This is a genomic window from Crocosphaera sp. (assembly GCF_030064895.1).
GTDB lineage: Bacteria > Cyanobacteriota > Cyanobacteriia > Cyanobacteriales > Microcystaceae > Crocosphaera.
The window spans coordinates 85,031-103,894 of sequence record NZ_JASJEB010000002.1; the positions used below are offsets into that span (position 1 = coordinate 85,031).

Here is an 18,864-nt window from a genome sequence, read left to right on the forward strand (position 1 = left end):
ATTATATCTTAGCGTTAAAGTTAGAATAGGTGGATGCTTTGCGGTTTATTTATATTTTATTTTTTAATTGTTCTAATTCTTCTTTTAAAGACAAGGGTTCATAACCTAATTTAAACCCTTTGGAACTGTCTAAAGATGTATCAGGCGATCGCGGGGCAGCCATGACTACATCTTTTTGTAAACAAGGGGTAATTAGTTGTTGAGAAAAGTTAAATACTTCTGCCATTAAATGCCCAAATTCATAACGAGAAATTCTTTCTTTCCCTCCTAAATTTATTATCTCACCTTCGCACTTTTCTAAGGCTAATAATAGTCCTTTGGCTGCGCTTAAACCACTGACGGGTGTTCGATATTCGTCTGTAAAAAGACTTAACTTTTTGCATTCTCGAAAAGTCTTTAAAAAGAACTCAATAAAACTAGCTGCATAGGGTGATGGAATACCAAACATTAAGGGCATTCTACAGATAACTATTTTGGGATAAATAGCTAACATTTCTTGTTCTGCTTTGATTTTTTGTTCTCCATAATAACTAATAGGAGAAACGGGATCACTTTCTTTATAGGGAGCATTTAAACCATCAAAAACTAAATCAGTTGATGTGAAAACACAAGGAATATTCAAATCAGCGCATAATTTAGCAATATTGACAGAAGCAGTTACATTTATTTTATAGGAATCTTCTGGATTATTTTGACAATAATTAGGTTTTGATGCTGCTGCTAAATGAATCACTGCATCGGGTTTTATTTGCTTAAATATTATCTGTAATTCGTCAATAGTTGTAACGTCAACCTTGACATAATTAATTTTATCTGAGTTAAGTTTATGATTATAATAAGTGCCATAAACTTTCCAAGTTTGTTGAGCATATCCACAAAGATTATAACCCAAAAATCCGCTTGAACCTGTAACTAAAAGTTTTTTCATTTGATTTTGATTCTATATTGTAATGTAGACTGGACAAAATCAACATCTCTTTCTAACTATTCTAAAATTTGTTGATATTTTGCCCACCTCTTTTTATTCTATCTTGAAATTGTAGGGTAGGGTGGTCAAACTAAATATCTTTTTTAACTATTCTAAAAATTGTTGATATTTTTATCACATAATTAACCAGTGTAATTTTAATTGACTAATAAAGTAGAAAATAGTCATTAAAGTAGTAAACCTGATCTAAATATAACTCTAGTATTGCCAACCCTACAAAGGTTTCTAATGAAGTATAATCAACTTTTCTCTCATACAATTAGTCTTTCCATTGAATCAATAATTGTATAATCTGACCTAGATATTTCCTCATTTCTTTCTAATAAAAAAGGATTAATTCCAGCATTTTTTGCACCATTATAATCTTCTTTTTTACTATCTCCAATATGCCAAGTTTCTTCTGGTTTGCAATCGTGTTTTTCTAAAGCTTTAATAAAGATATTACAATCAGGTTTTGCTGTTCCTGTAGTAGAAGAAATGGTTATAGTTTGGAAAAATTTAGTTAACCCAAAAATATTCAGTACCTCATAAATTCTACTATCAAAATTTGAGATAATTCCTAATGTTATACCCTGGTTTTGCCAATGTTGTAAAGCTGGAAAAACATCGGTATAAAGAAACCAAGGATGAGGGGTGGCAAAATAGTCATAAAGTTGTCTAAAAAAGCCATCAAAATCATCAAATTTATCCATGACATTTGCTTCTTTATAAGTATCATAAGCCACCCGATACCACCATTGATATTCTAAGTCTGAAACAGTCATAATATCCACCCCTGGAAACGCTAAGGGAGGAGATTTTTTAAACTGTTTATAAAACACCTTTTCCAAAAGGAAAGCATCACACTCTACCCCAACCTGTGCAGCGAGATAACGATATACTTCCCCCACACTTCCTTTAACCCCAAATAAAGTTCCAACAGCATCTAAAAAAATAACTTTTGGTTGTTTCATAAACTCTCTCTTAAATTTATAACAATTATAAAAACAATTCAGTTAATGGTTTAGTCATCCAATTAAGACCAACATTAATTTGATGTTTTAGGGTTGGTAAACGATATAAATAAATTAAGCGTCTGGCAATATAACCTAATGAACCATCCAAGTTAATTCCTAACCCTGATAATGTAGCATTATCTATCCCTAAAGCCATCATTTCTCCTAACGGTTGATAAGCAAAAGGTAATAAAGGACGATTAGTAATCGAAGCCCAAAGATTCCACCCACAATAATCAGACTGTTGAAAAGCAGTTTGTGCTGTTGCAGGAATTGGCTGCTGAGATTCATCATAACAAGCAGCTAAATCACCAATAGCAAAAATTTCGGGATGATCAATAGCTTGTAATTCAGGTGTTATTTTTAACAGTCCATTACTGTGCTTTTCTAAAGGTAATTCTTTTACCATTTCTATCACTTGTGTTCCCACAGTCCACAACACTAAATCTACGGGAATTGTATCAATTTTACCTTTATAAGATAAAGAAATACTATCAGAGTTAACCTGGGTTACTTCTGTTTCAAGATCAATAAATACTTTTCTATATTCTAAAGCATTTTCTGCAACTTCTTGGTTAAATTCGGGAGAATTACTGAGTATTTTTTTTCCTCGTTCTATTAATCTAATGCGCCCAATATTCCCTAACCTATCTGCCAATTTACAAGCTAATTCTACACCGCTATATCCACCCCCAACGATGGCAACACGAATTTTTTCCGCTTCTTTCTCCTCTAATAAACGTAATCTTTCTTTGATACGATAAGCATCTTCTAAAGTACGAAAAGGAATCCCATAATCTTTAACACCACTAAAATTATCTAATGGTGTTTTTCCGCCCATTGCTAACACTAAACGGTCATAATGTAGACTATTAAGATTATCTAATTCTAGTTGTTTATTTTCGATATCAATGCCAGTTACACACCCCTGATGAAAGCGAATCGGTGTATCTGCTAAAAGTTCCTCATAAGGGGGGGCTATTTCCCAAGTTTGCATCTCTTCTGTTATTAACTCATAGAGAAGGGGAGTAAATAAGAAGCGATCGTTTTTATCAATTAAGATAATTTCGGGAGTCTGATCGTCTTCCCAAGTAAACTGGGTGAGACGTAAAGCGGTGTATAGTCCCCCAAACCCTCCCCCGACAATGCAAATGCGTAATGGTTGTTCACTCATAAATTGCCTTTATGATACGGTTCATAATATATCTTAACATTTTAGAGAACTAGACCCCGTCGTTAAGGACAGGGTTTAAGACAAAATAAGAAAAAAGGGGAATAAATCATTTTATTCCCCTCAAAATTTCCTCTAGATCATCTTGTGAAGCTCTAATTAATTACGCACTTGTGTTATCATTCTCATTGGGTTCACGGGGTTGTATAACACCAAAACCACCATGATTTCTCATATAGATAACATTAATCTCCTCAGTTTCTTGATTACGAAACATATAGAAATCATGATCTACTAATTCTAGTTGGTGTTTTGCTTCTTCAATGGACATGGACGGCATAGCAAAATATTTCATGCGAATCACTTCGGGTGGTAATTCTGCTTCACGACTGCCAATTAAATCCCCTGAGACTTCTTTTTCTGGCAAAACTTCTGGCATTTTCACAGAAGATTGAGGCTTATGATTGCTGACTTTCTCTTTATATTTACGAAGCTGACGGGCAATTTTATCGGAAACTAAATCAATACTTGCATAAAGATTTTCACTGCCCTCTTGCGCCCGAATCACAGTACCATTAGCATAAACTGTTACCTCTGCTTTATGCTTATCATTAATGCGGGCATTTTTAGCAACAGATAAGTGAACATCAACTTTTGTAGTAAAAGTTTGATAATGTTTGACTGCTTTTTCTAGTTTTTGTTTGACGTAATCATTGATCGATTCGGTTACATCAATATTATTGCCTTGAATTAAAAGCTTCATACTCAATACTCCATTCTTTGTTTCGCTGTTGTAGAATTAAAAGAGAAAACTGAGGATAATTCCTCTCCTTTTTGCTGACATATACTAATCCCTATCATCGGATTAATTCAATAACAATGGAGTCGGATACCTTGGTTGATTCATAAATTCCTTGACCTCTTTTCTACTCTCTTAATTGGGTTTGCTTGATTGCTTAATTTAACCCGAATTAAGATATTCTTATGATAGAAGGGCGAGAGTTCAATAATAGCTTGAATAGTCTTATTTCTCTCCCTGATACCAGTCCCCAATCTTCACCCTAAACAATTCGTTAGTTGGCTAGGGCAAGAATTGCTAAGAAAAACCTAAAACCTCTTTTGGTGGCGTTTCTTTCAATGCCTTTCTCCAAGACAAACTCTGTATACTTTTAGCCTAGCACTTTGTATTGTTCTAAACATCTGTTTTTGTTTTCTTTTTATGTTCCTTTGCATCTCTTCATCTTTCTTCAATATTTTTTCTCAAAACTTTGTCAATAGTCATGTCAACTGCAACTTTATTTGAACCCAGACGGTGTATACTGCAAAAGTTAGGTATAATGTCCTACGAAGCGGCCTGGGATATGCAGCGATCACTTATCAAACAACGTCTAGACTATCCTAGCTTAGAAGACACCTTATTATTATTAGAACATCCCCCCGTTTATACGTTAGGGACAGGTTCTAACACCAAGTTTATTAAATTTGACCCGAAACAGAGTAAAATTCCAGTTTATCGCACAGAAAGGGGGGGAGAAGTCACCTATCATTGTCCGGGTCAATTAGTGGGTTATCCTATTCTTAATTTACGTTACTATCAACAGGATTTACACTGGTATTTAAGACAACTGGAAGAAGTAATTATTCAAGTTTTAAACTATTATCAACTGCCAGGAAAAAGAATACCAGGTTTAACAGGAATTTGGATTAATAATTGCAAAGTAGCAGCTATTGGTATTAAAGTTAAACGTTGGATTACTATGCACGGATTTTCTATTAATGTTTGTCCCGATTTACAAGGATTTGACAACATTATTCCTTGTGGTATTGAAGATAAAGCTGTAGGTAGTTTACAACAATTTATACCTGGAATAACTTTAGAAGAAATAGAAGCAAAAGTTATTGAAATATTTGCACAAGTTTTTACCATTGAAATAATTTAGATAAGATTCTTATAAGATTCTTATTCTTTTTTTTAAGTCTTGAAGACCGATCTTGAATTGGTTTTTTGTTCATAGAGATAGCTTTTGAATATAATTAATAACTTCCTGTTTGTTAATAATTTCCTTAGTTGGAACACAATAAGACGGATAGAGATAATGAATTTTTCCTGTTAGATTTGTTTTACGTTTATCGATTACTTTTCCATATCTATCTGGAAAAATAATCCATTTTGTACTAAGACGTTTTGGTGTTATTGTTCCCCAAGCAGTGTTAGTATTAAGACAGTACCAAATAATCACTGCTGGTGGATTAATCCATTGCTTACTTTCTACTTCCCCACACATCCAACCTTGGTAATTAGAAGGCATTTGTCTGATAGGATCTTTTATATATCCAGAAACTGTTTTTACAGAGATCCAAAACAGTTTTTCTCCCGTTTCATTATAGATAGGAATATCTTCATCGGTTTTAAAAGGAGTTATAATTGATTCACCTGCGTTAATATTTCTCTTTTTTAAACCCTCACGAATCAGTCTAACTGCTTTTTCTCCTTCAGATAAAAATTTATTCCAATTCATTAAAATTTACCATCAAAATTCGTTAATAATTTCTACTTCAGACTGTTCATTATTTAAAGTCAGTTGTTCTTTTATTAATTCCATTAAACACTGATTACAATCTTCAGCTATTTCTGGGTATTGATTAGCAATCCATTCTAAAGGAGTAATAATAGAACTATCACTGATATCAATCCTATTTTCTATCATCAATAGGGTTTCTTGTTTAGCTTCTTTTAATAAATTATCTAAGTTTATTTGAGTGATGACCGTTGGATTCATAATAAAAAATTATTGATTGTAACTGGTTGAGTTTATTCAGTTTCTTTGATCATACCACATTCAATTCTTCAACTGTCTCCAAATAGATTTTAATCGCATCTTTAATGTTTTCGATCGCCTCTTCTTTTGTTTCACCTTGGGACCAACATCCTGGTAAACTAGGACACCAGATTGCATATCCCTCTTCGCTTTCCTGTAATCTAACTTTGTAGCGCATTTTAAAAAAATTAAATATTATCATTTATCATTATATCTTACTAGAGCAATCAGTAATTATATATTCTTCCTTGTAGGGGTTTAACACTGTTAAAACCAGAAAGCTAATTTTATCGCAACTGAAACCTGATTGCTATAAAAATATTGTTCGATGTTTTTTAATCCTAGAAAAAGCATAATATCAGGGCATAATAATATTATGCCCCTACAAGTTATTTTATTTGATGGATTTTTGACGTTTTGCTAATAAACTAACACCACCCATTAATAATAATCCTAAAATACTGGTGGGTTCGGGAGTAGATTCAATAGGTTGAAATTCCTCAAAAAGCACTTTGGGAAACTATATTTTCTGGACTGGTAATGAGTATTTGTTCTATTGCGCAACAGTAATTTTTAGAGTTAACCGTTTCGGAAACTATATTTTATGGAGTGGTTGCGAACATTTGTTCTGTTGCGCAACAGTAATTTTTAGAGTTAAAAGTTAACCTAGAGGTTCAACTGTCAGCTTAAAACCGAGGGCTTTAGCTACTTTAGCTACCGTGGAAAAAGTAGGGTTGCCATCAGGAGATAATGCCTTGTATAACCCTTCTCTGCTTAACCCTGTATCTCGGGCTAACTGACTCATATTCTTGGCCCGAGCAATTACACCAAAAGCATGAATAATTAAAGCCGGATCATCTCCAGCTTCTTCAAGACACGCCTCTAAATACAATTGAACGTCTTCTTCTGTTTTAAGGTGTTCTGCTGAGTCCCAACGAGTAGTTTGAATAGCCATTATTTAATCCTCCAATTGTTGAGCAAGTTTTTTCGCTTTGGTAATATCAGAATTTTGGGAGCTTTTATCGCCACCACATAAAAGTACAACAACTACGAGTCCACGTTGCACAAAGTACACCCTGTAGCCAGGCCCGTAATTAATACGAAGCTCGCTCACCCCTTCTCCTACTGGACTAACATCACCAAAGTTGCCCATTTCCAGGCGGTCAATACGCGCTTGTATACGAGCCTTAGCCCTACGATCTCTTAAACGTTTAAACCAGTTGGCAAAAATTTCTGTTTGACGAACTTCGAGCATAGGTTCACTGTATTTCAAATACCCAAAATTGTCAACTATAGTTATCAGGTTGCTTAAAGTGCAATAATACACCACAAAACCTGATTTTGGTGGGTTACGACGGATTGTTAGATTCCTGTGATCACCTGAATTATCGCCGTCTAACCCACCCTACTGTAAAGATTATGATAAACACAAACAAATTTCTAATTCCTTTCTCAATTCCTATATTAGTTAAAATACTTATTATTTTTTTAAGTTATTTTCTTTACTCACGATCCTCTTCTGAGCCTGTCTTTGTCCTTTTTGTCGCGTTGGTACTTTTCTGTTTGTGGATTTTGTATACTATGGTTGAATTAACCATGCTTGTTTTTTTGCTGAAGAAAATAACTACTTCGGATCATCCTCGAAAAAAAGATAAGACAAAATTAATAAGTTATATTTATGGTCTTTGTATATCGTTGTTGGCTAATCTTATAATTATTGGTCTTATTATCATCAATATTAAGGTTTAAAGTTAATTTCTGGAGAAGTCCATATTAGTCCTGATCCTATACAAAATTTTCTCCACCCTAAAAAGCCAGAGCAACCACTTTTAACGTCAAATTCACGGTATGATGATAAGTTGGGTTATTCAGTATCAGTGAGGAGGCGACAAACTGCATAACATCGACGAACATATCTAAATTTAGCTTAATTGAAGACTATTATGGCAGATCAGATTCGTATTTTAATGTGCGCCCCAGACCACTATGATGTAGATTATGTGATCAATCCTTGGATGGAAGGGAATATACATAAATCAACCCGCGATCGCTCCGTAGAACAATGGAACCAACTACATCACGCCATCAAAGAACGAGCGATCGTAGAATTAGTGGAACCCCAAAAAGGCTGGCCTGACATGGTATTTACCGCCAACGCAGGACTGGTATTAGGAGATAATGCCATTGTCAGTCGTTTTTATCACAAAGAAAGACAAGGAGAAGAACCCTACTTCAAAGAATGGTTTGCGAACAATGGGTTCAACGTATTTGAACTCCCCAAAGACTTACCCTTTGAAGGTGCCGGCGACGCTTTATTTGACAGAGAAGGCCGCTGGTTATGGGCCGGATATGGGTTTAGATCAGAGTTAGACTCCCACCCTTATATAGCGCAATGGTTAGACACAGAAGTATTATCCCTACGCCTCATAGATGAACGCTTCTATCATCTCGATACCTGTTTCTGTCCCCTAACCGGCGGTTATTTACTCTACTATCCCCCCGCTTTTGACTCCTATTCCAACCGCTTAATAGAACTACGTATCCCCCAAGAAAAGCGTATTGTGGTCGAAGAACCAGACGCAGTAAAATTCGCTTGTAACGCGGTTAACATTAACCACACCATCATCATGAACCAAATAAGCGAAAGCTTACAACAACGGTTAAATGATGCCGGTTTTGAAGTAGTCCAAACCCCCTTATCCGAGTTTCTTAAAGCAGGTGGGGCAGCCAAATGTTTAACCCTACGAGTTAATGAACCCGTTTTAGAAGATGTTCATGCCAGTACCCCAGTTGAAACTCGAACCATTCAAATCACCGGACACCTTTTAGATGCCGGTATCATGAACAAAGCCCTAGATAATATTGTCGAAAACGGGGGCAGTTTCAAGGTACTTAACTTTGACTTAGGAATAGAAAGACAAAGCACATCTGCTGCACAAGTTCGCGTCTCTGCACCGGATCACGATGTCATGGAAGAAATTATGACACAATTGATCGATCTTGGTGCCGTTGCCCCACCCCAAGAAGTATGTGACATCAACACCGAAACCGTTGGCTTAGCAGGTGTCGCTCCCGATGACTTCTATGTGAGTACCATCTATCCCACAGAAGTCAGAGTTAACTGCCAATGGGTGAAAGTACAAAATCAGCGCATGGATGCTGCTATTGTGGTTGATCCCCAAAAAATGACGGCAGAATGTAAACTATTACGGGATCTCGCCGTAGGTGATCATGTCATGGTTGGTTTTGATGGTATTCGTACCGTCAGACAAGCAGAAGATCGGGATCAACGCAACGGTAAACAAGAATTTACCTTTATGGGTGCCGGGGTTTCCAGCGAACGTCGGGTAGAATTATTGGTAGAACAAATAGCCTGGGAAATGCGCCAAGTGCGTGATCAAGGCGGTAAAGTGGCGGTAACAGCCGGTCCTGTTGTCATTCATACCGGTGGGGCGCAACACCTCGCAAAATTAATCCGAAACGGTTATATTCACGCCCTATTGGGTGGTAATGCCATCGCTGTTCATGATATCGAACAAGCAATGATGGGAACCTCTTTGGGTGTAGATATGCAGCGAGGAGTCCCTGTCAGTGGTGGCCACCGTCATCACCTCAAGGTTATTAATACAGTGCGCCGTTATGGTAGTATTACTCAAGCCGTAGAACAAGGTGCGATCAGCAAAGGGGTGATGTACGAATGCGTTAAGAATAACGTTCCCTTCGTTTTAGCTGGTTCCATCCGCGATGATGGTCCCTTACCCGACACAGAAATGGACTTAATTAATGCACAAAGTCGCTATGCTGAGTTAATTCAAGGCGCAGACATGATTTTGATGTTATCCACCATGTTACACAGTATTGGCGTGGGTAATATGACTCCTGCTGGCGTGAAAATGGTTTGTGTGGACATTAACCCTGCTGTGGTCACCAAATTAAGCGATCGCGGTTCTGTGGAGTCTGTGGGTATCGTTACTGATGTGGGTTTATTCCTCAGTTTACTGATACAACAGTTAGATAAGTTAACTCATCCTTATCCTTTGGTGGGAACTGTTTAGATATTTGTAGGGTGGGCATTGCCCACCTCACTCTTAATATATTAACGAAGGACGTTATCAAGAAGCATTAGAAATTATCGATGAATTAGAGAAAATGAGCAAAAAAGCAATCTTGGAAACAATACAAAGTTTTTTAGTAAGATTGCTAATTCATTTAATTAAAAACCAAGTTGAACAACTATTAACTAATTCTTGGGCTGTTTCTATTCGAGATTCTATTATAAAAATTAAATCTCTTAATCTTAAAGATAATAAAAAAATATTAATACTTCCCACACTTCCCACACCCAATTGAAAACTGCTATTGTTGATATCACTGAAAATGATCCCCGTCGGTTAACAAAGTATTATAAAGAAAATTCAATATTTATTACGAAAATAGTAAAAAGTTAATCTTCTGATTAGATAATGAGAATAGAGAGGAGAGAAAAACAATTCTCTTTTAACTAAAAAGTGGAAAATGAATTAATACTTATTTCATCAGCAGTGGAGGCATAGGGTATGAAACTTAATGATATGTTACAAGGATTTATCCAATATCTCGCAGAAGGCTTTGCCAGAATTTTTAGTCCACCTAAAGACGACTATAAAGACATTGGTGTACAGCCTTATGATTGTAAACCGTATATCGAAACAGAAGCTAACGAAACCGCTTAAAGTTGTTGATTGATGTTTCTGAATTAACAACAATTTTCAAATATCAGGGGCGAACTAATGTTCGCCCCTGATATTTGATTGTAAAATTTTTGGTGTGCGAGGTAACGACAACGGCTTCATCTGTAAAGCAAAATGCTTACTTTTGAGCTACTGTAAACTTACCGAACTGAGGATCATTGGAAGATACCATAGGTTCCTCAATAGTAACACGATTAGCTGTTTGATGAATAGCCTTCGGGGTTACAGGAGATTGCCCCAACTGCAATGACATATAAAGCAACCACGTTACCGTACTTGCTAATAAAAAACGCTCTAACATCTCACACCACCTAGAATCAATTGCATGTAACTGCACTTAACAGAGTAGATCGATTAGATTGAAATTTAACCGCCAGATTCTAGAAATATTATAAAATTTTCCCAAATTATGACAGTCATTTCTTCTGACTATCTGTCTCCATTAGCATTCACTGTCTTGAAAGACCACCTAGATGACCTTGCAGTTCTCGAACAGCAAGATATTTAAGCTCTAGGGAATGAACCTTAACAAGACACCTCAATTGTAACAAACGATAGTCAAAATGTGGGCAAATCTTCATTAATTTGGAAAAATTAACAGTTAGTCCAAAAGTGAGTGATAGGGTTGTGAGAGAAGTTGATGGTTGGAGATGCAATATTGATAGCCATTAGCATCAATGAGATTGATAACAACAAGAACAACAAAGGTTCTTAATCATCTCATCATCAGATGATAAGTTGATCCATCTTTAAATTAGTTACAACCTAGTAATCAATGGCTAAATATTTTCTAATTGAATCACAAAGTCCTTTGGATTATCCAGAGGTCAACAATAACTATAATCTCGCTTCTGACCTAGCTAATGCTGGTAATGATGTTACCTTATTTTTAATCGAAAATGGTGTGTTAGCTTCTCGTTCTGCTGTTGCTTCTCAAGGATTAACAAATCTGGAGAAAGTGAAGTTATTAGTGGATAAATTTTCCTTAGATGAAAGAGGAATTGACACCACAGAATTAGGGGCTAAAATAGAAGTTTCTACCGTTGCATCTATTGTGGATGCCATGGGTGAAGGACAAAAAATGATGTGGTTATAAGTAATAGGAGAAACCAAGTAAATGAGTAAAAAAGTTCTAAGTTTTTTGTTAATGGATGGTCCCTTTGAACAGGCCAGAACCACCACTGCTTTTCGTATGATTGATGCTGCCTTAGATAAAGGACACGATGTTAAAGTATTTACTTATGAAGGGGGTGTTTCTTTAGCATTTGCCCACCAAAAACCCCATGCTAATAGTGTGCATGGTCGTACTTTTGACGAAGAAAATCATCCTTTAACTAAAGATTGGGTCACAGCTTTACTTAATAAAGCAAAAAGTAAAGGCTGTGAATTAGAATGGGTTAATTGTGGGCTTTGCGTCGATGAGAGAGGAGTTAACGAGGCGGTAGAAGGTTGTCGTCGTGGCGCACCCAAAGACTTTTGGGAATGGTCTAAAGAAGCAAGTGGAACCTTAGTTATTGGCACAAAATAAGGAGCAATATGAAAGTATTACAAGTAATTCAATCCGCTTATCGTTGTACCATTGAAGAACAAGACGATCCCGTTGTTTGGTTTATTCAAGTGTTAGAAAGTATCGGCGGTGACGTTGATATTGTTTTACGGGCTAATGCGGTTAATTATGCCGTCAAAGGACAAGTAGTTGAAGGGCTTTCTTTTGGGGAATGGAAGCAAAGTTTTCCTGCTAAACTTGATAAAGATTTACAACAATGTCTTGACAAAGGCATGAAAGTTTATGCTATCAGTGAAGACATTTCTAAACGAGGTATTCCCGAAGGTAAATTATTAGAAGGAATTGAAAAAATATCCTTTAAAGAATTACCTGGTTTATTTGATCAATACGAACAAGTTTGGCATTGGTAAATTCAGTGGGGTCAATTCATATAATTGACCCTTCTCAATAATTGATGAAAGATGAAAATAATAACTGGTGGAAGGTTCAGAGCAAGGGGGGACTCGTCCAGTGATTATTGTCAGTCGTGACGCAATCAATGCTTATAGTTCCGTCGTTTTGGCTGTTCCTTGCACTACATATCGATCTAATAAACGAATTTAATAGGGTTTCAGCCCTTTAAAATTCGGTTTTGTTTACTTTTTACACTTGGTGCAAGATGTGAGTAGAACCAGAATTGATTAAGTTAAGTTTTGTGTGCGTTTGTCCTGATGTATGTAATAACAGGATAAGGTTTTATTATATTAATAGTTTTTGCTACTGGACTGTGTCAGCTAATTTTGAGCATTAGAATTGCTCTGTAAATATTGAGAGATAATAATTTAAGTAAGCTGTTAAGCATTTAAACGACGTATTGTAAATTTGAAAAAACTGTGAAATCCTGATCTGTCGTGACTTTTAGCTTAATTGCTTGTTATCAAAATAAGCACTCTAAATGCTTAACAGCTTATCATTACTATCACCTTATTTTAACTAAAACAGTAAAACAGTCTAATACGTAATTCAAAACGACTTTATTTAGTTTTACAGAAGAGGTATAAATAATGGTTTTTTTACCTAGTGAAGATTTCGGAATGAATCCTCTGCTGCCTGAAGTTCAAGAACTCCTGAATGATTTAATCGAAGAAGTTACAAAAGATATAAAGAAGGCATTAGGCTCATTCAAGGATCTGGTGAAAGTAGCAGGTAATAGTCGAGATCGCAACAGATTCGGCATAATCAATGAAAGTCTTGTAATTCTTCTAGATGGAGCCATCAAGAATGGAGAGAATCTGAACGATTTGCTGTCAGAGGCATTTGCCAGTTGGTCTAAGTATTTGGGAGATAACGTTGATGCCATTGAAGACTTACTAAGTCAACTGCACGATCAAATTAATTACAACGTAGAAGCCTTTGGGCAAATTCTAGAAGAATTTATTAAAACTGTCTCTGATTTTCCTCAACTCTTTCAAGAGATAGCCATCCGTGTTGCAAAAGATATTGATAACTACCGTGATGGCTTAGAAATCTTACTGCTCCCGCTCTTGTTAAGTGGGTGGTCTGCGTTCGGTGTTGATCAATGTGTAGATGCGATTTATCTTGTCTTGCAAAGCTCCTCGCCTAGATTAAGACAGCGTGTGAGTTGGTTTGATATGGGAATATCAGCTGCGGGGGTATCAGACTTACAGAAACAATTACTATCTGGCAGTGCATTCTCTCTGCCTACAGGTGTTTTAATCGTTGCGTCCTTACTTGAAACATTGCGTCAAGCAAGCAGTTCGTCTAACATTTTGCCTGATGGATTTACGGTACCTAATCCTGCCTTGCATGGCATCTTTTTGCCTGTAAGCAACTACCTTAGTCAGGTTGTATCTGATTATCTCAATAATGTTGATGCACTGCTTGAGGCTTTAGTTCTAAAATTCTTTGAAGATGCTGAAAATGACTTTGAGATTGAGTGGCTTCTTCTTCAGTTGGCGCGTTTTACACCAGTGGGGGTTTTGTTTATTCTCATTGGTACAACTCAAAAGCTAATTACCAGTCCTGCGCCTTGGCTTGATCTAATTTTAAATCCGGTTGAAGAAGATCCAAGTTTGCGTGTGAAGCGACTCCCACCTCCTTCTGAAAAGAAATATATTATTTTTAGCGATATCCACCGTGATGCAGCCTCTGACGCAAATTCTGACTATCAATTTGGCTCAATCGATCACTTTATACCCAATAAGGAACTCTACCTTGAGTTGTTGAAGCATTACGCTGAGAAAAAGAACGAAAAGGAGGAGTACGAGTACATCATTATCGAAGCAGGTGATTGTGAGGAGCTATGGTTCCATCGAGACTTTACTGCAAGACCGGATCAAAAACTGCAAGAAATTATTAACACCCACAGTGATATCTATGCCACACTTGCTTCACTTCATGCGAGGGGACAGTATTACAGGGTTCAAGGTAATCATGATTCCTATCTACGTGATCCAGATACGTTTGCCATCCTTGAATCAGCGATGAATACTACTGGCAGTGACCCTTTTGAAATTTATGACTTCATCATTATTGAGGGTGTCAAGCTTATGCAGGATATCCCACTTTACTTAGGACTTGATTCTGACCCTAACGATGAGCGCCGTCCTATGCTCATTGCTCACGGGCATCAGTGGGATTTCTGGAACTGCGATGCTAACAACATCCTGGGCAAGCTGATTGTTAGTGCGATTGTGACACCGTTAGACATGTTAGATGATCCATTTCGCGATCTTGCAGGCATTTCGAGTAAAGGTTCACCTTTTGTAAACTTCAAACAGCGTTTGGGTAGCCTACCGGTCTTTAACAGTTGGCAATCCTATGAGCCAGCTGTTCAACAGTTGGATGCGATTCAACATATGAGTGACGAAGCGCGGCGGTTTACCGACGATGTTCAATATTCTGAGACGTTAGCCTCGCTGATGGGTCTTCTGATCCCTATTACTCCAAGTTCAGACCGTAACTGCGGGTCACTGTTACCGTTACTGAAAAATTTACTCGGTAATCGGTGCCTTTTCAATTTAATGCTCCTGGGTCACACCCATAATCCTCATAATGAACCTTACTATGACCTCAAGGCTCTACCCTACGTCAAAGAAGTTCTAACCGGGCTACAGACCGCGATTTCAGAAGCCACTCTAGGTCTCATCAATGTCGGCGGTTTAGGTCTTGTTAAAAGTAACTACCTAAACACAGGCATGACTGGTTGGTACGAAAACTGTATCTGGGCTATAGACCTGGGCGATGAAAGTCATGGTTCAGGCCAACCGAAGCTAATTAATTGGACCAGAAATACACGAATTGACCGTCCCAATCATATGGATTGGGAGCTGCCCCACATTGCAAGAGAAGGCAATCTTACACCTGGTGACGAAGTTAATGCATATCTTGAGGGGCTATTAGAACTAGCGGGTGATTTCGTAAAAGATACAAAAGATCAGGCAATTGATGTTTTCGTCAATGCACCCATTAGCGAAGTGATAGCGATGTCTGCTCAGTCATGGAAACCCATTGACCTGAAAATTGATTTTTCTCAGAATAGTCAACGGGAAGTAGCTGATACTTTCTTATTCCAGTGTTTACTAGGTTTACTACCAGGCCAACGAGGAGCGTTTCAAGCAACGATTACGCTGCCCTCTAGCCTGGTTAAATCTTTGAACAAAATTCTTCGGACAACCTCACACCGAAATCATCCAAGGCTCGATCACCTTTCTGCCGCGATCGGAATGCTAGCTGTTGTTGAAGAAATGGGACGAAATGGTCTCAGGCGAGCTATGACAACAGCGATTGAAACAGATGGTAAACAAGCTTGTCTAAGCTTTCTTCTATTGCTAGCTCAGTTGCAACAACAAAAAGCTGAGATATTCAATGTTTCTTTTAAGTTGGTAGGCAACCAACTAACTGCGACAGTCAATATTAACGGTCAACAACTACCCAATAATAAGTTGGGCCAGCAACCACAATCCTCGCGACCTCAATTAGGAAAACCATCTGAAATCAGTCGTAATACGAGGTTGCCTCAGCCCGCTTTGACACAGCGCACGATTCAATCTGCTGTTGCACTTCCTGATTTGACCTCTCAAGCTAAAAAACCTTTGCCAAAGAATGAAGCCTTACTAGTTAAAGCTTGGGTCGAGCAGATTGGTACTCCCCTTGTAGGATGGAAAGTTGCGATTGAGCAGACACGAGGTTCAATCAAAAAGGAATTAATTAGTGCTTTAACAAATCGGCAGGGAGAAGCTAAATTACTTCGCCTACGGTCAACAAACTACGGCTTAAAACTTCCAGGACATTCTTTAAAAGGTTACAAATGTAGTCTGGTACTCTACAGCCCTTCAGGTAAAGAGGCGATCCGGAAAAAGTTTGAGCCGAATATGTCAGCATCTGGAATTTCCTTGCCAGTTAGTTTTGCAATATTAAAAGAGATTGATTTCTTCAAAGGCCGAAAGACAAGAACGGTTGAGGAAAAAACTCAGGCAGTTTGTCATAGGTGGCGGAAGAGACTCTCGAATCCGCGAGATAAGCACGTTAAAGATGATCTGTGTTTGGTGAATTTGATGCTGGGAGCTTTATCTGGATTGGCTAACCCACACACGCCAATGCAAAATGAAATCGTGAACAATCTCAGCAAGACCTTGCCAGAAGGTGCTGACCTCTCCACTGTCGCGGAATACGCGACAAAAGCGCGGGACATTTTAAAGGATTGCTTAGGCAATGATTATATCGAATGCGATGGCACAGGTAGTTTGAGTGAACTCGGCAATCGTCTTCTAGAGGAAAACGGACGCTTTTCAGGCTTGAAAAGCTTGGAAAATCTCTTCGGTGAACCTGTGCCTGATTTTGAGGAAGGGCTGGGTGATCCTTCTCCCGGCGTTGGTCTTCCTGGCGAAGGCATTTTTTGGGACAAAATTTGTGAAACTAGATTTTTGGCAGGGGAAGAGGGAGAAGAACCGTTATCCGAAGAAGCGAGGAGCCAATGGGAGCAATATTATCCTAATGGACTTCTTGCTCCTCCCTCCATTAATATCATTGAGGTACGAGATGCCAATCTTAATGCAATTGTGCGCCGAACCGAGGTACAGGACAAAATTCTTAATTTGGAAAATCTTCTCAAGATTGAAAATGGAAATCCGGAGTCAGCTTCTAAATCTATAAACATGGATGTGGAGCTTGACAGTTCAGAGTGTTTAGTGTTGGAAGCGGATGAAACGGGTCGTCAGTCCGTTATTACTGATATTTCTCCAGGACAACAAGTCAAACTTTATGGCTCAGGTTTTGTGAGTACCAAAGGTAAGTTGCAGGTCGATTATCGTGCTTGGGAAACTGAACCCGATTCTGGGCGGCTAGTGCCAGATCAAAATCAATTGCCAGGTGATGGTTTTAGTAAGTTAGAGTACGATGTCTACGGGCAAGGGTTACCTGTAGATGACGCTGCTACACCGACTACTTACAATGGCGATAGACTCGTCTTTACCTGGCCTGAAACAGCTGCGAGAGATGGACTATATCGAATCCGAATCACATTTGAAAATGAATCTGATTACGCAACCTCGATAGAACGGAACGAAGACTGTACGTTGACTATTAGCAAAGATCCTGTGCATACTCAGTATATTTATTTTGCTGTTCTGCCTCCTATGAATCGTCCCGCCGTGAGAGTAATGGCAAGAGATGTTGAGTGCATTGACTTAACCGATCCAGAAGGCTTCTTGGGAATTCCTTGGCCTGACGATGTTTCATTTATTGCAAACCCCATACATCAGCGTTTGGTTTTGCCTACTGACAGTGAACAGGAAGTTCAAGCTGAGACTATTCCTTCTGAACCCATCACAAGTAATGGCACTTATCAATTCTGGGTTCCCGGCACTTGGACGCCAAATTTACAGCTATTTCCAACACCAAATACCCAAGCCTTTAGTCCGCTAGAAGAGCTTGAATTTCTGTTTATATCTTTCACGTTACAGGAAGTAGACGGTGCATTCGATAGCGGTATCGTTAGCTTACTCCTCTTTGCTGCGGTTGCGGCTGCTGTTGTAGTTCTTATAGGCGTTTTGATTATAGGCGCTATAGGACTAAGCTTTCTTGCTGCTTCCACACTACATCCATTTGTTGCGGGTTCTATTATCGCAGGTTCATGGGGTGCAGTAGATATCTTGGTACCTATAATTCTTGGAGGCGCTGGCCCGGTTTATTTTCTGCTGAGAGAAATACTGTTTACTGTTCTCGATGGTCCAGATGATATACTCACAGGCCAGGTTTTACTGGATGGGCAAAGACTCATGTATCGCTTATCTCCAGTACGCTTTCACCAAATACTCTATCCACTGAATACTGGTGATCAAGATGCCGATCAGAGTCTCGCAACGATGGATGAGGACCCTGTTCTCAATGAGGCACTTGGCGGAGTTTACAAGTTTAATCCGTCGATTGAGGTCGAGTAGTGGTCTATCAAGTTTAATTGGACTTTGGACAAAAAGAAAATTCCACCTTTGACATACTCCCACCACTAATTGCTTCGCTCTTGCTACGCAATATAGTGGGGGATTCTCTCCGTATCACTACTAGAGATTCCTTGTTCAACGAGACAACTTAGCCTGCATTATTCATGAGAGAATTGAGAACAAGCCTGAAAGCCTTATATAATAAGGAATATGG

General features: G+C 38.1%; 19 protein-coding genes and 1 pseudogene. 9 read left to right on the forward strand and 11 right to left on the reverse strand.

Annotated elements, in window-relative coordinates; translation table 11 throughout:
* Positions 1-49: 49 nt before the first annotated feature.
* The 4 genes from QNJ66_RS01015 to raiA form a co-directional block, all read right to left on the reverse strand.
* Positions 50-928, reverse strand: coding sequence for an NAD(P)-dependent oxidoreductase (locus tag QNJ66_RS01015; protein WP_300502155.1), 879 nt, complete (start codon positions 926-928; stop codon positions 50-52).
* Positions 929-1,239: 311 nt separating this feature from the next.
* A complete protein-coding gene (locus tag QNJ66_RS01020; protein ID WP_300502158.1) occupies positions 1,240-1,941 on the reverse strand; it encodes an HAD-IA family hydrolase in 702 nt (233 codons plus the stop codon).
* A 25-nt stretch (positions 1,942-1,966) separates the two neighbouring features.
* Positions 1,967-3,157, reverse strand: coding sequence for an NAD(P)/FAD-dependent oxidoreductase (locus tag QNJ66_RS01025; RefSeq protein ID WP_300502161.1), 1,191 nt, complete (start codon positions 3,155-3,157; stop codon positions 1,967-1,969).
* A 160-nt stretch (positions 3,158-3,317) separates the two neighbouring features.
* Positions 3,318-3,917, reverse strand: a complete 600-nt coding sequence (gene raiA, locus QNJ66_RS01030; RefSeq protein WP_300502164.1) for a ribosome-associated translation inhibitor RaiA — start codon at positions 3,915-3,917, stop codon at positions 3,318-3,320.
* Positions 3,918-4,434: 517 nt separating this feature from the next.
* Between raiA and lipB the strand changes: the two genes are divergently transcribed.
* Positions 4,435-5,094, forward strand: coding sequence for a lipoyl(octanoyl) transferase LipB (lipB, locus tag QNJ66_RS01035; protein ID WP_300502167.1), 660 nt, complete (start codon positions 4,435-4,437; stop codon positions 5,092-5,094).
* A 69-nt stretch (positions 5,095-5,163) separates the two neighbouring features.
* On the opposite strand, the gene QNJ66_RS01040 is transcribed toward lipB, so the two are convergent.
* The 6 genes from QNJ66_RS01040 to QNJ66_RS01065 form a co-directional block, all read right to left on the reverse strand.
* Entirely contained in the window at positions 5,164-5,673 is a 510-nt protein-coding gene (locus QNJ66_RS01040; protein WP_300502170.1) for a hypothetical protein, read from the reverse strand.
* Positions 5,674-5,685: 12 nt separating this feature from the next.
* Positions 5,686-5,934 (reverse strand): hypothetical protein, encoded by a 249-nt coding sequence (locus QNJ66_RS01045; RefSeq protein ID WP_300502173.1) that lies wholly within the window; start codon positions 5,932-5,934, stop codon positions 5,686-5,688.
* A 49-nt stretch (positions 5,935-5,983) separates the two neighbouring features.
* Complete coding sequence (locus QNJ66_RS01050) at positions 5,984-6,151, reverse strand: type II toxin-antitoxin system HicB family antitoxin (RefSeq protein ID WP_300502176.1); 168 nt, start codon at positions 6,149-6,151, stop codon at positions 5,984-5,986.
* Between the two features lie 216 nt (positions 6,152-6,367).
* Entirely contained in the window at positions 6,368-6,484 is a 117-nt protein-coding gene (locus QNJ66_RS01055; protein WP_300502178.1) for a PEP-CTERM sorting domain-containing protein, read from the reverse strand.
* Positions 6,485-6,634: 150 nt separating this feature from the next.
* Complete coding sequence (locus QNJ66_RS01060; RefSeq protein WP_300502181.1) at positions 6,635-6,928, reverse strand: addiction module antidote protein; 294 nt, start codon at positions 6,926-6,928, stop codon at positions 6,635-6,637.
* 3 nt (positions 6,929-6,931) lie between these two features.
* The gene (locus QNJ66_RS01065) at positions 6,932-7,228 is read right to left on the reverse strand and encodes a type II toxin-antitoxin system RelE/ParE family toxin (RefSeq protein WP_300502184.1); all 297 of its coding nucleotides are present in this window, start codon (positions 7,226-7,228) and stop codon (positions 6,932-6,934) included.
* A 688-nt stretch (positions 7,229-7,916) separates the two neighbouring features.
* Here QNJ66_RS01065 and QNJ66_RS01070 point away from each other — a divergent pair.
* The 3 genes and pseudogenes from QNJ66_RS01070 to QNJ66_RS01080 all read left to right on the forward strand — a co-directional run bounded on the left by QNJ66_RS01070 (position 7,917) and on the right by QNJ66_RS01080 (position 10,685).
* Positions 7,917-10,028: a TIGR00300 family protein gene (locus QNJ66_RS01070; protein WP_300502186.1), complete on the forward strand. Its 2,112-nt coding sequence runs from the start codon at positions 7,917-7,919 to the stop codon at positions 10,026-10,028.
* A 40-nt stretch (positions 10,029-10,068) separates the two neighbouring features.
* Positions 10,069-10,284: pseudogene (locus tag QNJ66_RS01075) on the forward strand (DUF29 family protein); the annotation flags it as partial.
* A gap of 245 nt (positions 10,285-10,529) precedes the next feature.
* Positions 10,530-10,685 carry an isochorismate synthase gene (locus QNJ66_RS01080; protein ID WP_300502189.1) on the forward strand — a complete coding sequence of 52 codons (156 nt, stop codon included), beginning with the start codon at positions 10,530-10,532 and terminating at the stop codon, positions 10,683-10,685.
* Between the two features lie 136 nt (positions 10,686-10,821).
* Here QNJ66_RS01080 and QNJ66_RS01085 read toward each other — a convergent pair whose 3' ends face one another.
* Positions 10,822-11,004, reverse strand: a complete 183-nt coding sequence (locus QNJ66_RS01085) for a hypothetical protein (RefSeq protein WP_300502192.1) — start codon at positions 11,002-11,004, stop codon at positions 10,822-10,824.
* A 474-nt stretch (positions 11,005-11,478) separates the two neighbouring features.
* On the opposite strand from QNJ66_RS01085, the gene QNJ66_RS01090 reads away from it, so the two are divergent.
* The 5 genes from QNJ66_RS01090 (at position 11,479) to QNJ66_RS01110 (ending at position 18,650) form a co-directional block, all read left to right on the forward strand.
* Positions 11,479-11,799 carry a DsrE family protein gene (locus tag QNJ66_RS01090; RefSeq protein WP_300502195.1) on the forward strand — a complete coding sequence of 107 codons (321 nt, stop codon included), beginning with the start codon at positions 11,479-11,481 and terminating at the stop codon, positions 11,797-11,799.
* Between the two features lie 21 nt (positions 11,800-11,820).
* Positions 11,821-12,231, forward strand: coding sequence for a DsrE family protein (locus QNJ66_RS01095; protein ID WP_300502198.1), 411 nt, complete (start codon positions 11,821-11,823; stop codon positions 12,229-12,231).
* A gap of 8 nt (positions 12,232-12,239) precedes the next feature.
* Positions 12,240-12,620 carry a DsrE family protein gene (locus QNJ66_RS01100; protein ID WP_300502201.1) on the forward strand — a complete coding sequence of 127 codons (381 nt, stop codon included), beginning with the start codon at positions 12,240-12,242 and terminating at the stop codon, positions 12,618-12,620.
* Between the two features lie 67 nt (positions 12,621-12,687).
* Positions 12,688-12,813, forward strand: a complete 126-nt coding sequence (locus QNJ66_RS01105) for a type II toxin-antitoxin system PemK/MazF family toxin (protein ID WP_300502204.1) — start codon at positions 12,688-12,690, stop codon at positions 12,811-12,813.
* Positions 12,814-13,253: 440 nt separating this feature from the next.
* Positions 13,254-18,650: a hypothetical protein gene (locus QNJ66_RS01110; protein ID WP_300502207.1), complete on the forward strand. Its 5,397-nt coding sequence runs from the start codon at positions 13,254-13,256 to the stop codon at positions 18,648-18,650.
* Positions 18,651-18,864 lie beyond the last annotated feature (214 nt).

Coding starts and splice junctions, on each gene's coding strand:
- raiA (WP_300502164.1), bottom strand. CDS start 3,917: ATGAAGCTTTTAATTCAAGGCAATAATATTGATGTAACCGAATCGATC.
- QNJ66_RS01045 (WP_300502173.1), bottom strand. CDS start 5,934: ATGAATCCAACGGTCATCACTCAAATAAACTTAGATAATTTATTAAAA.
- QNJ66_RS01060 (WP_300502181.1), bottom strand. CDS start 6,928: ATGGCTATTCAAACTACTCGTTGGGACTCAGCAGAACACCTTAAAACA.
- lipB (WP_300502167.1), top strand. CDS start 4,435: ATGTCAACTGCAACTTTATTTGAACCCAGACGGTGTATACTGCAAAAG.
- QNJ66_RS01070 (WP_300502186.1), top strand. CDS start 7,917: ATGGCAGATCAGATTCGTATTTTAATGTGCGCCCCAGACCACTATGAT.
- QNJ66_RS01025 (WP_300502161.1), bottom strand. CDS start 3,157: ATGAGTGAACAACCATTACGCATTTGCATTGTCGGGGGAGGGTTTGGG.
- QNJ66_RS01110 (WP_300502207.1), top strand. CDS start 13,254: ATGGTTTTTTTACCTAGTGAAGATTTCGGAATGAATCCTCTGCTGCCT.
- QNJ66_RS01080 (WP_300502189.1), top strand. CDS start 10,530: ATGAAACTTAATGATATGTTACAAGGATTTATCCAATATCTCGCAGAA.
- QNJ66_RS01050 (WP_300502176.1), bottom strand. CDS start 6,151: ATGCGCTACAAAGTTAGATTACAGGAAAGCGAAGAGGGATATGCAATC.
- QNJ66_RS01095 (WP_300502198.1), top strand. CDS start 11,821: ATGAGTAAAAAAGTTCTAAGTTTTTTGTTAATGGATGGTCCCTTTGAA.
- QNJ66_RS01020 (WP_300502158.1), bottom strand. CDS start 1,941: ATGAAACAACCAAAAGTTATTTTTTTAGATGCTGTTGGAACTTTATTT.
- QNJ66_RS01100 (WP_300502201.1), top strand. CDS start 12,240: ATGAAAGTATTACAAGTAATTCAATCCGCTTATCGTTGTACCATTGAA.
- QNJ66_RS01065 (WP_300502184.1), bottom strand. CDS start 7,228: ATGCTCGAAGTTCGTCAAACAGAAATTTTTGCCAACTGGTTTAAACGT.
- QNJ66_RS01090 (WP_300502195.1), top strand. CDS start 11,479: ATGGCTAAATATTTTCTAATTGAATCACAAAGTCCTTTGGATTATCCA.
- QNJ66_RS01015 (WP_300502155.1), bottom strand. CDS start 928: ATGAAAAAACTTTTAGTTACAGGTTCAAGCGGATTTTTGGGTTATAAT.
- QNJ66_RS01040 (WP_300502170.1), bottom strand. CDS start 5,673: ATGAATTGGAATAAATTTTTATCTGAAGGAGAAAAAGCAGTTAGACTG.
- QNJ66_RS01085 (WP_300502192.1), bottom strand. CDS start 11,004: ATGTTAGAGCGTTTTTTATTAGCAAGTACGGTAACGTGGTTGCTTTAT.